Annotated in this window: 13 protein-coding genes and 2 pseudogenes; 7 read left to right on the forward strand and 8 right to left on the reverse strand. The window is 62.5% G+C overall.

What is annotated here, in order from left to right; translation table 11 throughout:
* The first annotated feature begins 201 nt into the window (after window positions 1-201).
* The 5 genes and pseudogenes from PSEBG33_RS11450 (at window position 202) to PSEBG33_RS11435 (ending at window position 4,099) form a co-directional block, all read left to right on the forward strand.
* Window positions 202-453 (forward strand): DUF6124 family protein, encoded by a 252-nt coding sequence (locus tag PSEBG33_RS11450; protein WP_005788992.1) that lies wholly within the window; start codon window positions 202-204, stop codon window positions 451-453.
* 201 nt (window positions 454-654) lie between these two features.
* Window positions 655-1,599: an aliphatic sulfonate ABC transporter substrate-binding protein gene (locus PSEBG33_RS11445; protein ID WP_005788994.1), complete on the forward strand. Its 945-nt coding sequence runs from the start codon at window positions 655-657 to the stop codon at window positions 1,597-1,599.
* 64 nt (window positions 1,600-1,663) lie between these two features.
* Window positions 1,664-1,747: pseudogene (locus PSEBG33_RS29750) on the forward strand (hypothetical protein); the annotation flags it as partial.
* 44 nt (window positions 1,748-1,791) lie between these two features.
* Complete coding sequence (locus PSEBG33_RS11440; protein WP_005788995.1) at window positions 1,792-2,787, forward strand: GlxA family transcriptional regulator; 996 nt, start codon at window positions 1,792-1,794, stop codon at window positions 2,785-2,787.
* A 112-nt stretch (window positions 2,788-2,899) separates the two neighbouring features.
* Entirely contained in the window at window positions 2,900-4,099 is a 1,200-nt protein-coding gene (locus PSEBG33_RS11435; protein ID WP_005788997.1) for an NAD(P)/FAD-dependent oxidoreductase, read from the forward strand.
* A 124-nt stretch (window positions 4,100-4,223) separates the two neighbouring features.
* Here the strand turns inward: PSEBG33_RS11435 and PSEBG33_RS11430 are convergent, their stop codons facing one another.
* The 3 genes from PSEBG33_RS11430 to PSEBG33_RS11420 form a co-directional block, all read right to left on the reverse strand.
* Complete coding sequence (locus tag PSEBG33_RS11430; RefSeq protein WP_005788998.1) at window positions 4,224-5,405, reverse strand: sugar transporter; 1,182 nt, start codon at window positions 5,403-5,405, stop codon at window positions 4,224-4,226.
* A 112-nt stretch (window positions 5,406-5,517) separates the two neighbouring features.
* Window positions 5,518-5,880: a type 1 fimbrial protein gene (locus tag PSEBG33_RS11425; protein ID WP_005789000.1), complete on the reverse strand. Its 363-nt coding sequence runs from the start codon at window positions 5,878-5,880 to the stop codon at window positions 5,518-5,520.
* Window positions 5,881-5,966: 86 nt separating this feature from the next.
* Complete coding sequence (locus PSEBG33_RS11420) at window positions 5,967-6,965, reverse strand: bile acid:sodium symporter family protein (protein ID WP_005789002.1); 999 nt, start codon at window positions 6,963-6,965, stop codon at window positions 5,967-5,969.
* 85 nt (window positions 6,966-7,050) lie between these two features.
* Between PSEBG33_RS11420 and PSEBG33_RS11415 the strand changes: the two genes are divergently transcribed.
* A complete protein-coding gene (locus tag PSEBG33_RS11415; protein ID WP_005789004.1) occupies window positions 7,051-7,839 on the forward strand; it encodes an AraC family transcriptional regulator in 789 nt (262 codons plus the stop codon).
* A 92-nt stretch (window positions 7,840-7,931) separates the two neighbouring features.
* Window positions 7,932-8,363: a hypothetical protein gene (locus tag PSEBG33_RS11410; protein ID WP_005789006.1), complete on the forward strand. Its 432-nt coding sequence runs from the start codon at window positions 7,932-7,934 to the stop codon at window positions 8,361-8,363.
* Window positions 8,364-8,392: 29 nt separating this feature from the next.
* On the opposite strand, the gene PSEBG33_RS11405 is transcribed toward PSEBG33_RS11410, so the two are convergent.
* The 5 genes and pseudogenes from PSEBG33_RS11405 to PSEBG33_RS11390 form a co-directional block, all read right to left on the reverse strand.
* Entirely contained in the window at window positions 8,393-9,511 is a 1,119-nt protein-coding gene (locus tag PSEBG33_RS11405; protein ID WP_005789009.1) for a carboxylate-amine ligase, read from the reverse strand.
* Between the two features lie 6 nt (window positions 9,512-9,517).
* The gene (locus tag PSEBG33_RS11400; RefSeq protein WP_005789011.1) at window positions 9,518-10,462 is read right to left on the reverse strand and encodes a methyltransferase; all 945 of its coding nucleotides are present in this window, start codon (window positions 10,460-10,462) and stop codon (window positions 9,518-9,520) included.
* Window positions 10,463-10,473: 11 nt separating this feature from the next.
* A complete protein-coding gene (locus PSEBG33_RS11395; protein ID WP_032803593.1) occupies window positions 10,474-11,853 on the reverse strand; it encodes an iron-containing redox enzyme family protein in 1,380 nt (459 codons plus the stop codon).
* 186 nt (window positions 11,854-12,039) lie between these two features.
* Window positions 12,040-12,300: pseudogene (locus PSEBG33_RS28825) on the reverse strand (type II toxin-antitoxin system RelE/ParE family toxin); the annotation flags it as partial.
* 15 nt (window positions 12,301-12,315) lie between these two features.
* Window positions 12,316-12,510 (reverse strand): hypothetical protein, encoded by a 195-nt coding sequence (locus PSEBG33_RS11390; protein ID WP_005789017.1) that lies wholly within the window; start codon window positions 12,508-12,510, stop codon window positions 12,316-12,318.
* Window positions 12,511-12,513 lie beyond the last annotated feature (3 nt).

The following is a 12,513-nucleotide window of genomic DNA, read 5'->3' on the forward strand; positions in this document are numbered from 1 at the left end:
GCATATCAGCGATCGGGTGTGGAAACCCGGGAATGAGTAGGCGTCATGATCGTATGCAAACGCTCAATGGCGGCTGTGCGCGGGCAGACTTCGGTCTGACTGGGTCCTACTCCCCGGTTTCCACCCCGCGTATGGCTGCCACCCAATCTGCCGTGTGGAAACGGCACCGGATGGCGCCCCAACTGAGTAGGAGCTATATCCATGAGCAAAATCGTCCCCGACCCACCCTACCCCGTTTTTGTCGTCCACGAAGACCTGAGCTTCGAAGACGCAATCGCCAGCATTTCCTCGCTGCTACGCTGCGCCACCACCACAGCAACCGAAACCGCCGAGGGCCTCAAAGGCACCCAACGCGACATGGCCTGCTCCACCGCCCACTTGATCGACATGGCCCGCACTCTCGCCGACCGCGCACTGGATTGCCTGCAACCCACACCCCCCAACACCCCATAACTTTTGTGGGAGGGGGCTTGCCCCCTCCCACATTGGCCTGTGTCGCCTCAACGAATGATTACTCATGGCCCGATCTGGCAGATGCACATTCAGTCAACGGACACTGCCTCAAGTGTCCTTAAGCTCAGATCGAAAGAGTATTTATCAAGCGGTTTTCAGAACCTTATGCTTCGGCTCATTTCGTTGAATATCGAGCCGCTCATGACCCTCCGCCACCCGCTTGCCGCTGTATTAGGATTGCTGGTTTTCTCCATCGCCGTGAGTGCCGACGCCCAGGAGACCCTGCGTATCGGCTATCAGAAATCCTCAACCCTGATCACCCTGCTGAAAACCCGGGGCACCCTGGAAAAAGCCCTCAACGCCAACCACATCGACGTCAGCTGGCATGAGTTTCCCAGCGGCCTGCCATTGCTCGAAGCATTGAACGTTGGCAACGTGGATATCAGCGCCGACGTCGCCGACACGGTGCCGATCTTCGCCCAGGCAGCCGAGGCCCAGCTCACCTACTTTGCCCAGGAAGCGCCCTCACCTGCGGCCCAGGCCATCGTGGTGCGCAAGGACTCGCCGATCCAGCAATTGGCGGACCTCAAAGGCAAGAAAATCGCGGTGACCAAGGCCGCCGGCGCCCACTATTTACTCATCGCCGCGCTGAACAAGGCCGGCCTGGCGTTCACCGATATCCAGCCGGCGTACCTCTCGCCAGCTGACGGTCGCGCCGCCTTCGAAAACAACAAGGTGGATGCCTGGGTCACCTGGGAGCCCTTCCTCACCAGCGTGCAGCGGCAACTGCCGACCCGCACCCTGGCGGACGGTGCCGGGCTTGCCAGCTACAAGCGTTATTACCTGACCGGCACGCCTTACGCCAAGGCCCATCCTGAAGTGCTGAGGGTGGTGTTTGCAGAGCTGGAAAAAACCGGCCAATGGGTGAAAGCGCATCCGCAGGAGGCGGCAACAGTGCTCGGGCCGTTATGGGGTAACCTGGACGCTGCGACGGTGGAAGCCGCTAACGCGCACCGCAGCTATCAGGTGCAGCCGGTGACGCTGGAACAGTTGGGTGAGCAGCAGCAAATTGCCGATGCGTTCTTCAAGGCTGGCCTGCTGCCCAAGGCGGTGGATGCCAGGGCGGTGCAGACCTGGCAACCCTAGGTAAACAAGGCGTGCCGGAAGTGGTACAAAAGCAGTCCTTGCCACTTTCCTGGAGGCCGCGGCCATGACGTCCAAGCTCGAACAACTCAAGCAATTCACCACCGTGGTCTGCGACACCGGCGACCTGGAAGCCATCAGCCGTCTGCAGTTTGCGCGGGTTCAGGAAAAACTGGAAACGCTGCTGGCCGACGCATGACCACTATCAACCCGCTGGGTCAACCCCGCACGCTGGTGTTCCTGGCTTACCCACAGATGGGCTTGCTCGACCTGACCGGCGCGCAAACGGTGTTCTGGGCCGCGACCAAGGCCATGGCCGAACGCGGTTTGCACGGCTACGTGGTACACAACGCCAGCCTGACCGGTGGCCTGATGCCGACCGCCGAAGGCTTGAGCGTCGACACCGTGGCGCTGGCACAACTGGCCCCTGGCGCAATCGATACGCTGGTGGTGCCCGGTGCGCCCGCCATTGAGCAAGCCATGGCGGATAACACTGCGCTGGTGGACTGGCTGCGCAATGCCTCCGGCCAGGCTCGGCGTACCGCCTCGGTATGCAGCGGCACCTTTTTGCTGGCCCAGGCCGGCTTGCTTGAGGGGCGCCGCGCGGCGACGCATTGGGCCATGTGCGAGCTGCTCAGACAACGCTTCCCGAGCATCGAAGTGGATGTGGATGCGATATTCGTGCAGCAAGGCACGGTATGGACCTCCGCCGGTGTGAGTGCCGGGATCGACCTGGCCCTTGCACTGGTGGAAGCCGATTGCGGGCGCGAGGTAGCGCTGCAAGTGGCGCGCGAATTGGTGGTGTTCCTCAAGCGCCCCGGCGGCCAGGCGCAGTTCAGCCAGGTGCTGCAAGCGCAAACCGCCGACAGCGCCGGCTTCGATGCCCTGCACGTGTGGATCAGCGACAACCTGCGCGACAGCGACCTCAGCGTGGAACGCCTGGCTGCGCAAAGCCATATGAGCCCGCGTAACTTTGCCCGGGTCTATAAACGGAAAACCGGTCGCACCCCGGCCAAGGCCATTGAATTGTTTCGCATCGAAGCGGCGCGGCGGATGCTCGAAGATTCCCAACGCAGCATCGACCAGATCGCCCGGCTGTGCGGGTTTGGCGACGAAGAGCGTATGCGCTGCACCTTCCATCGGCATCTGGCTATCGCGCCTCGCGACTACCGCGAGCGCTTTTCTCGCTAGGCCGGTTAAAAGTGGCAGTGATTCAGGGTTATCTGTCCTTTCTGACAAGCAGTACGGCTTTTACAGTGATCCGGCAATGCCTTGCGGCTTACCTGGTCTCTGGAGCAACCTCATGAAACAACACATTCTCATCATTGGCGCCGGCTTCGGCGGCGTGTGGAGCGCCCTGAGCGCGGCCCGCCTGCTGGACAAACACGACCGCAACGATGTGCACATCAGCTTGCTCGCCCCGCAGGCGCAACTGCGTATTCGCCCACGTTTTTATGAGCCCGACGTGCACGCCATGCAGGCGCCGCTCGGCCCGCTGTTGAGCGCAGTGGGCGTGACCTTTGTACAAGGCGCTGCCGACAGCATCGACGCCAACACCAGGCAAGTGACTTACCGTAACGCAGCGGGCAGCCCGGCCACCCTCAGCTACGACCGCTTGGTGCTTGCTGCCGGCAGCCGCTTGAATCGCCCGGGCATGGACGGCATCCAGCACGTATTCGACGTGGACCAGATCGAAGACGCCACGCGACTTGAAGCGCATATCAAGGCCCTGAAAAACCTGCCCGACAGCCCGGCCCGCAACACCGTGGTCATCGCCGGCGGTGGTTTTACCGGAATCGAGACCGCCACCGAAATGCCTGCTCGACTGCGCACGGCGCTGGGGGATGCTGCCGATATTCGCGTGGTGGTGGTGGACCGGGGCCCGCAGATAGCGGCGTCCATGGGGGATGGCATTCGCCCGGCGATCATCGAGGCCAGCCAGGCGCTTGGGCTTGAATGGGTACTGAACACCTCGGTCGCCTCGGTGGACGCCGACGGCGTGATTCTGGCAGATGGGCAGCGGATTGCGTCCAGCACCGTGATCTGGACCATTGGTTTTCGCGCCAACCCGTTGACCGAGCAGATCGATGGCATCTGCGATCCTCAGGGTCGCCTGCACGTGGACGCCACTCTCAGGGTCAAGGGCCAGCCTGCCGTCTACGCCGCCGGGGACGTGGCCTACGCCGCCACCGACGACCAGGGCAACTTCGCCGCCATGTCCTGCCAGCACGCCATCGCGCTGGGCCGCTACGCCGGTAACAACGTCGCCGCCGACTTGATCGGTGTGGCACCAATGGCCTACAGCCAACCCAAATACGTGACCTGTCTCGATCTCGGCGCCTGGGGCGCGGTGTACACCGAAGGCTGGGACCGCCAGCTTAAGCTGGTGGGCCAGGAAGCCAAGGCGCTCAAGCAACAGATCAACAGCGTGTGGATCTACCCACCCGCGGCGGATCGAGCGGTGGCGCTGGCGGCGGCGGATCCATTGATTCCGGTGGCGTAAGTGTGGGAGGGGGCTTGCTCCCGATGGCGGTGAGTCAGTCACTGATGTGTTGACTGACACTCCCTCATCGGGAGCAAGCCCCCTCCCATATTTAGTCTGTGGTTACCCGCTGGATACTGGTCGATCAGCTCGGCACACCCGTCCCAAACCGCCGAATCGCCAGGCAATACCCCACCAACGCCAATGCCGCCAGCAGCCCACCCGCCGCGCCGATCCAGGCGAAGCCCAAGTGGCTGCCGACCCAACTGCCCATCAACGCGCCACCGCCGATGCCGATGTTGTAGATACCGGAGAACATCGCCATGGCCACGTCGGTGGCGTCCGGTGCAAGCACCAGCACTTTGGACTGCATGGCCAGGCCAAAGCCCATGATCGCCATGCCCCAGAAAATGCTCAACACCACCAGGTAGGATTCAGCGCCGCTCAACGGCAGCATCAGCGCCAGGCACGCGGCGAGGATAAACACTGCGCCGATCACGAACAGGTGCGGGTTGAAGCGGTGCACCAGGCTGAACAACAACGAGCCGATAATGCCGGCCCCCCCGAACACCAAGAGGATTAACGTCACCGCACTGCCCCCCAGCCCGGCGACGCCTTCGACGAAGGGCTCGATATAGCTGTAGGCGGTAAATTGCGCGGTGACGGTCATCGCGGTCAGCACGTAGAGCGCCACCAGTGCCGGGCGCTTGAACAGCAGCGGCAGGCTACGCAGGGAGCCGGAGTTCTGGCTCGGCAACAGCGGCAAGGTGCGCGCCAGCCAGAACACCAGGGCCGCGGCGAACGCGGCGATCACCAGGAAGGTAGTGCGCCAGCCCATGGCCTCGCCGAGCAGGCGCCCCAAGGGAATGCCGAGCACCATCGCCAGGGACGTGCCCGTGGCCAACAGGCCAAGGGCCTGCACCTGCTTGCCTTCGGGCGCCAATCTTACGGCCAGCGAGGCGGTGATCGACCAGAACAGCGCGTGGGCCAAGGCAATGCCGACACGACTGACCATCAGCAGGCCGAAGCTGGTGGCGACGCTAGAGAGAATATGGCTGGCGATAAACAGGCCGAACAGTACGATCAGCAGCTTGCGCCGTTCGACGTTGCGGGTCAGCAGCATCACCGGCAGCGAGGTCAGGGACACGATCCACGCATAGATGGTGAGCATCAGACCGACGCTGGCCACGGGCATGTCGAAGCTGGCGCCAATGGCGCTGAGCAGCCCCACAGGGACGAATTCGGTGGTATTGAACACAAACGCGGCCAGCGCCAGGGCGATGACCGGTTGCCAATTGGCTTGGGGGGTTGCGGCTGAAAGGCTCATTGACGGGCGGGGTACTCTGGCGATGATCAAGCGGCCACCCAGGACAAGCGCCGCCGCCGAGCATTCTATAGGTTTCTCGCGCGGCTGTTGATGCGGATCGTCGCCCGATGGCTTATGGCGACGTCATGGTAATGATGTAGTTGCCGGACTCAATGGGCTTGCCGGCGGTGTCTACCAGCAGATAGCGCTGGTCGTAATAGCGCCCCTCGCCGCTGTCTGCCACCAGCTGCACATGGGCCGCGTTGACGCTGGCCACCGGCGCCACATGGCGCACCTCGAAGCGGCTGCCGCGACTCACTCTGGCACAGCCGCGCAGTTCCATCACCGACCCGCTGCGCGCATTTGTCGCACACCCCGGCTCGACGATGGCGCCAGTGAACCTGATGGTGCCCTGCCCGACTGTCTGCGCCGCGCCGCAGGTGCTTGCCCACAGGCAAAGAAGGCCTGTCACTACCGCAAATCGACGAACGTTCATGCCGAGACTCCTTCTTGGGTTAGTAAGAAGTTAGTCGTCGGCGCAGCGGTTAACTTGAGCTTATTTGTCTGGGAATGAGAGGTGCATCACGGATCCACCTGCCCCATCAACTCGGGGATGCTTTCCGGGCGCTGGGCATATCGCTGAGCCAGCGCCGCGCACACCATCAGTTGGATCTGGTGAAACAGCATCAACGGTAAAATCAGCACGCCCATGCTCGCCCCGGCGAACAGCACCTGCGCCATCGGCACGCCGGTCGCCAGGCTTTTCTTGGAGCCGCAGAACAGGATGGTGATGCGGTCTTCCTGGCTGAAACCGAATGCCTTACCCAACAACGCGGACGCTACCAGCACCAACGCGAGCAATACGCAGCAGGCAACTACCAGACCGCCCAGTTGCCACAGCGGGATCTGATGCCAGATGCCCTCATTGACCGCTTCGCTGAATGCGCCGTAGACCACCAGCAGGATCGAGCCCTGGTCGACAAATTTCAGCCAGGCTTTGTTGCGCCCGACCCAGTCGCCGATCCAGCGGCGGGCGATTTGCCCGGCAATGAATGGCAGCAGCAACTGCACGCTGATCTTCAGGATCGCGTCGACGGTGGAGCCGCCATCGCCGTGTACGTTCAGCAGCAGCGCCACCAGCAGCGGGGTCAGGAAGATACCGAACAGGCTGGAAGCCGCCGCACTGCAAATCGCCGCCGGGATATTGCCGCGGGCCAGGGACGTGAAGGCAATCGCCGATTGCACAGTGGCCGGCAACGCGCACAGATAGAGCATGCCCATGTACAGCTCGGTGCCGATCAGCGGCGACAGCACCGGCTTGAGCGCCAGGCCCAGCAGCGGAAACAGCACAAAGGTCAGGCTGAACACCAGCAGGTGCAGGCGCCAGTGACCTGCACCGGCAACGATGGCCTGGCGCGACAGCTTGGCGCCGTGCAGGAAAAACAGCAACGCGATGGCCAGGTTGGTCACCCAGCCGAACGCCACGGCGGTCTGGCCGCTGGCCGGTAGCAGGGAGGCAAGGATCACCGTGGCGATCAGGGTCAGGGTGAAGTTGTCGGGCAGAAAGCGCGGGCGGGTCATAAGCAGATCTTCCAGGGGTTGCCAAGAGCGTCCCGGCGACTCTAACGTAACGATCCTTTACCGACTAACGCCAATGAGCCAGTAAATGCCGCCAAAAGGACATGAAAAAACCGTGCGCCGCAGTGTGCCCGGGCTTTCCAGCCTGCCACGGCCGGTTTATGGGCGTACCGAGTCCTTGCCCAACCGGGCGCTGACAAGACGGCACAGCCACCCGTGGGTGCAGTTGTCCTACGCGATTTCCGGGGTGCTGGAGATCCACACCAGCGTCGGCCGTTTCGTCGCGCCCCCGCAGCGCGCCGTCTGGATTCCGGCAGGCATGCCCCATCGGGTGTTCAGTTCGCCCCATACCGAAATGCGCAGCTTGTACCTCGATTGCAGCGTCACTGCCTGGGCGGCCGAACGGTGTCAGGTGCTGGAGGTGAGCAGTTTGTTGCGCGAGTTGATCCGTAATTTCAGCCAGGTGCCGGTGGAATATGCCGAAGATGGGCCGGATGGGCGCCTGGCCCAGGTGCTGCTCGACCAACTCGCCGCCGCGCCCCAGGTGGATTTGATGCTGCCGCTGCCTCACGACCCACGGCTGCGGCAGATTTACCGCAGCTTGAACCTGCACCCCGAGCAGCAGACCACCTTGGGCGAGTGGAGCCGCAAACTGGGGGTCAGCGAAAAGACCCTGAGTCGGGTGTTCCTGAGTGACACCGGGCTGACGTTTCGCGCATGGCGCCAGCGCCTGCGACTGCTAAGCGCCCTGCCCGCCCTGGAACAAGGCGAGCGGGTGACGGATGTGGCATTGGGGTGTGGCTATGAATCGACCTCAGCGTTTATCAATGCATTTCGTCAGCAGTTCGATTCCACCCCCGGTGAGTTCTTCCGCTAACCCTCCCACGACGCAAATAATCCCCAAACCCACGCTCGGCTGGTATTGTGCCGCGCTTTGAAACACAGCAACCGACTGCGAGGAAATGGACGTTGAACACTGACGAAAAAATGACCGGGGACCTGTTCGAGGTCGATAAGCGCCTGTCACTCAAGCCCGTGGTGGACTTCAACGCCTACCTGCGCATCGCCTTCGGCGATGGCCCTTGCACGTGCGTGCGTTGCGCTGCCAGTGGCTGTGACGAAAGCGGCTATGAGTTCCAGCACGCCTTCACTTTCGACGCCAAGCCAGTGCATCGCCGTTTCGCTTCGACGGCGGGCAGCGATGTGTTGATGGCGTTGAAAAAGGCATGGCTGTCGTACACCAAGGCCGAGTTGGCGCTCAGTGGCGTGCTGGTGCTGGACACGGTCAAGGAGTTTGTCGAGCCGCAGTTGCACAAGCGCCTGGCGCCGTTGTTCATGGCCAGTGGCTTGGTCAAGGATGTGGACGGCGAGTTGCGTATTCAGCCGCAAGCCATGGCCTGACATATCAAAATGCGCCTGTGCGCAGCCCATCAATGGTCGCCTCGACTCTGAGCGAGCAGATGGTCGACCACACTGCCCAGGCTGCCCACCTCATCGGCACCGTCGGCGCGGGCCTGGGCGTACCAACGCAACTGTTCGGTGGCACTGTTACCGCGCCGCAGCAGCGCTTGCAGCGTATCGAACAGCCGCGGCTCGCCCATGGCCTCTGCGGTGACACCGAACGTCTGGCGCGCGCATTGCAACCATTGTTCGGCGCTGCCCATGGCGCCGGTGTCGTTCAACGCAAAGTGGCCGCCCGCGCCGTAGCGTTTGGCCTGCCAGCGATTTTCCTTGAGCAGCCAGCGCGTTTGCGCATTGAACCCGGCGCCGGGTCGCTCCAGGCCGCAGGCATGGGTGACCATGACGCGAAACAGCGTGGCAAGGGCCAGGGCATCCGCCAACCGCGGGCAGGCGTCGGTCATGCGCAGTTCGAGGGTTGGGTAACGCGCCGCCGGGCGGATACCCCACCAGCCGTTGCCATCGGCCTTGATTGCACCCATGCGATTCAGCAACGCGAGGTAGCGCAGGTATTCGTTCCAATCGGCGAAATGTTCCGGCACGCCCATGCGCGGCCATTCATCACAAGCGGCCTGGCGGTAGCTCATAAAGCCGCTGGGCGCGCCATCCCACAATGGCGAGGAGCAACTGAGCAGCAACAGCAGCGGCAGCCACGGTGAAACCTGGTTCATCACGGCGATGCGGTCATGGGTGTGCGGCACCTGCACGTGCACATGCAGCCCGCACAACACGCTGCGCCGTGCTACATACTGAATATCGTCGAACAACTGCTGGAAATGGGCTTGGTCAGTAGGTCGCTGTTCGCGCCAGTCGGCCAATGGATGGCTCCCCGCACACACCACGCCGAGGCCAAATTCACCCAGGCGCTGCGCCAGATTGCGGCGCACTGTCGCCAGGTAATCCGCGGCTTCAGCGCTGGCACTGAATACCGGTGACGCGACCTCGATCTGGCCCTGGAACATTTCATACGCAAAGCCCGCGCCGATCGCCTCGCGACAGGCCGCCAGCACCGCCGCCGAAGGCTCGCCGAGCATCCGGCGGGTGTGCAGATCAGTGATGAAGTATTCCTCTTCGATGCCGAAAGTGAGCATCGAGGGTCAACGCAGTCGGGTAACGGTGAGCGCAACCACCGCGATGCGCTCCACACGTTCATAGCCAGGTTTTTCCAGCTCCTCGCCGAAGACATCAGGATCCAGTTCGCGGTAGGTCCAGCCGTAGACATCACTGCCCAGCAACGGCTTGACCGCGTCAAGGAAAGGATCGCCACCGGCCACCATCGCCACTCCGGTATACAGCAACAGGCTGCCGCCCAGGGCCAGGCGTGCGAGGGACTCGCTGACGATGCGCACCGACAACTGCTCCCCCAACGCCCCGCCACCATGGCGATAGGCACGCTGGCGGTCATCGTTCATGTACGGCGGGTTGGCGACGATCAGGTCGAATTGCCCTTCGACGCTGGCCAGCACGTCACTGTGGTACACGCTGACATTATTCAACCCGGCCAGCTCGGCGTTCACGGCGGTCAGGCGCAGGGCACGCGGGTTGATGTCCACCGCCAGCACCTGGGTGTCATGCCAGGCCCGGGCAACCACCAAGGCACCGACACCGGCGCCACAGCCGATGTCCACCGCACGCTTGAGCGGTTCGAAACGCTGCTGCAAATGGGCTTCGATGACCTGGGCAAAACGGTAGCTGTCGGGGCCGAAGAACACCGCGTCCGCTTGCACCGTGGGATACGGCGAATGGGCGAACAGCAGATCGTCGAGGCTCGACCAACGCACCGTGCTGCGCCATAAGGCATCGTGCTTTTCGATCACATCGGCTTGCTGCAACTCTTCGCGAAACGCCTCGGGCAACAGGTCGTGGTCGAACGGCATCGACCAGCCGAATACGTCGCGCAGCGTCATCGCCAGCGGCGTCGCCAAACGCCGGTAGACGCGCTCATGGGTCAAGGGCGTCGGCGTAATGAAGCGGTAACCGCTTTCCTTCAACCCCCGGCCCAGGTTCAGCAAGGCGCGATCAGCGAGTTGTTGGGCAGACATAGGCACATTCCTTAGCGCAAACGCGCACGCAGTTGGATAAAGCGGCGGGTGGCGTACAAGCCTGCGGGGCTGCTGTGGCGCCGCGCCGACATCCATGGGATCAGCGCATTGAGCTGTTGCTCGTCGGGCAGATTCCACAGTGAATCGGCCAGGGCCTGGGTGTCAGGGTCCGCCGGGCATTGCTGCTCGCGGGCAAGTCGACTGCCGCGCCCCGGTCGAACCGGCGGAACGCGCTGGCCGCTGGCCCAGTCACCGGCGATCCAGTCATGCAGCAGCTGTTTTTCCGCCGCGCTGAATACCCCGAACATCGCCGCGCCGGCCCCCTCGATCAACTGCCAGAAACGGCTGTCGGCGGGGTCCTGGTTGCGCTTGATCCAGCCCTTGTCCTGCAAGGCGGTGAGGAAATCGCCGATCTGCCCCGGCTTGGCCAGCCATTGGTTGACGGTCTGGCCTTCGAAGCGGCAGTAGTCCGAGTGCATGTGCTGGCCGAAGGTGCGTTTGCGCTCAAGCATCGCAATCACTTCGTCGTGCAGGTTGAACTGCTGGATGACAGCCGTGGTACCCGGGCCAAGATCGTTGAGGCGATACCCAGCGGCGACGCGGCGGTAGAACGCTGCCCTGCCCTCGCCCAGCGGCAGCAACCCCAACACCGATTGCGCGGCCTTGCTGGCGTGGCCGCTGCTGGCGTTATCGATGGTCACGTGGAGGGTGAAGTAATAGGGGTCGATGCCCAGTTCGCTGAGTTCGTAAGCGGTGATCAGCAGGTGCAGCGGCAACTGTTCGTAGCCCAGGTTGTAGCCGATGACTTCCGGCAGGAATTGGTCGGCGCACAGGCCCAGGGCCAGTTGCAGCGCACCTTGCAGGTAGTGCTCATCCTCAAGGCCGGCGTCGCTGTCGGCATCGTGGTCGCTGAGCAACTTGCGATAGATCACCACGTGGTTCTGCGCGGCTTCACCGTCGCCCAATTCTTCCAGATAGGTAGTGAGCAAGCCGTCGAAGCGCTGGTCTTGCCAATAGCGCAGCAGGCCATAGAGCCAGGCGCCATCCACCTGTTTGGTCGGCGCCACTCGCTGCAGGACATACAACGCGTGGGCTTTGTTGTGAAAATAGCGCCGTGGCCGGCCTTGCTGGCGCTGCTCAAGGTAGTCGGCATAGGCCTGGGCCACAACGGCGCAGCGCTGTTCGACCCAGGCCGTCAGGTGTTCGGGCGACTCAGGCAAGTCGCAGTCGGTTTCCTCTACCTGGGCCAATTGATCTTGCAGGTAGTCATGCGCCAGTTCGGCGGCGTCTGGCGTTTCGCCGTACAGCTGTCGATACACCCGTTGATGATGGCCCTGGACCGAGTCGGTGAGAGAGGCCGGCTGGCCCGACAGCGCTGTAAGGAGTGTCATGATGGCAGTTTCCGCAAAGTCCGTTACAACGGGCCTCCCACAAGGTGGCCCCGCAAGAGCGCTCAACTTCACGCGCTTCTAGAATGCAGAGCGTCGGGGCGTGCGGAAAATTCAAATGAGGTTATGAAGGGGGGGATAAGCGGTCGCAGTAAAGGCGCTCGCTGATGAAATACGAAGGCGGGAGGCTCAGGGATATTCTTGCCTGGCGTGCAATACGTTGACTATTTCGATCCGCTCGGCAGTCACTCTATACACCAGCACATAATTGGGATGTACAACCACCTCACGAGTACCTGGCACCCGGCCGCACGGATACAGATAGGGGTGCTCAGCCAGTGGTAGAGGCGCGCCTTCCAGGCGGGTCTTGATGCGTCGTGCAGCGCCGGGGCTTTCTGCTGCGATAAAAGTCACGATATCAATCAGGTCGCCGATGGCTTCGTCAAGCCAAACAAACGGCCAACATCAAGCCTTGGCCCGCTGCTCAAGCTCTGCTTGCAGAATAATCGCCTCAACTCGTGCCATGACCTCGTCATGAGGTACACCGGGGCCGGGGTTGGCCAAGCTTTTTTCGACTTTTTTACGAAACCAGAGATCATGACTACTCGCCTGCTCTTCGGTTTCAAACTCGGAAACAATTGGGGAAAGTTGAACATCCATCAG

This window comes from Pseudomonas synxantha BG33R (assembly GCF_000263715.2).
In the GTDB taxonomy this organism is placed as follows: Bacteria; Pseudomonadota; Gammaproteobacteria; order Pseudomonadales; family Pseudomonadaceae; genus Aquipseudomonas; species Aquipseudomonas synxantha_A.

Bases quoted from the DNA above. Each gene is read 5' to 3' on its own strand.
- PSEBG33_RS11415 (WP_005789004.1), top strand. From the start codon at position 7,051: ATGCCGCCAAAAGGACATGAAAAAACCGTGCGCCGCAGTGTGCCCGGG.
- PSEBG33_RS11390 (WP_005789017.1), bottom strand. From the start codon at position 12,510: ATGGATGTTCAACTTTCCCCAATTGTTTCCGAGTTTGAAACCGAAGAG.
- PSEBG33_RS11450 (WP_005788992.1), top strand. From the start codon at position 202: ATGAGCAAAATCGTCCCCGACCCACCCTACCCCGTTTTTGTCGTCCAC.
- PSEBG33_RS11440 (WP_005788995.1), top strand. From the start codon at position 1,792: ATGACCACTATCAACCCGCTGGGTCAACCCCGCACGCTGGTGTTCCTG.
- PSEBG33_RS11405 (WP_005789009.1), bottom strand. From the start codon at position 9,511: ATGCTCACTTTCGGCATCGAAGAGGAATACTTCATCACTGATCTGCAC.
- PSEBG33_RS11445 (WP_005788994.1), top strand. From the start codon at position 655: ATGACCCTCCGCCACCCGCTTGCCGCTGTATTAGGATTGCTGGTTTTC.
- PSEBG33_RS11435 (WP_005788997.1), top strand. From the start codon at position 2,900: ATGAAACAACACATTCTCATCATTGGCGCCGGCTTCGGCGGCGTGTGG.
- PSEBG33_RS11400 (WP_005789011.1), bottom strand. From the start codon at position 10,462: ATGTCTGCCCAACAACTCGCTGATCGCGCCTTGCTGAACCTGGGCCGG.
- PSEBG33_RS11430 (WP_005788998.1), bottom strand. From the start codon at position 5,405: ATGAGCCTTTCAGCCGCAACCCCCCAAGCCAATTGGCAACCGGTCATC.
- PSEBG33_RS11395 (WP_032803593.1), bottom strand. From the start codon at position 11,853: ATGACACTCCTTACAGCGCTGTCGGGCCAGCCGGCCTCTCTCACCGAC.
- PSEBG33_RS11420 (WP_005789002.1), bottom strand. From the start codon at position 6,965: ATGACCCGCCCGCGCTTTCTGCCCGACAACTTCACCCTGACCCTGATC.
- PSEBG33_RS11425 (WP_005789000.1), bottom strand. From the start codon at position 5,880: ATGAACGTTCGTCGATTTGCGGTAGTGACAGGCCTTCTTTGCCTGTGG.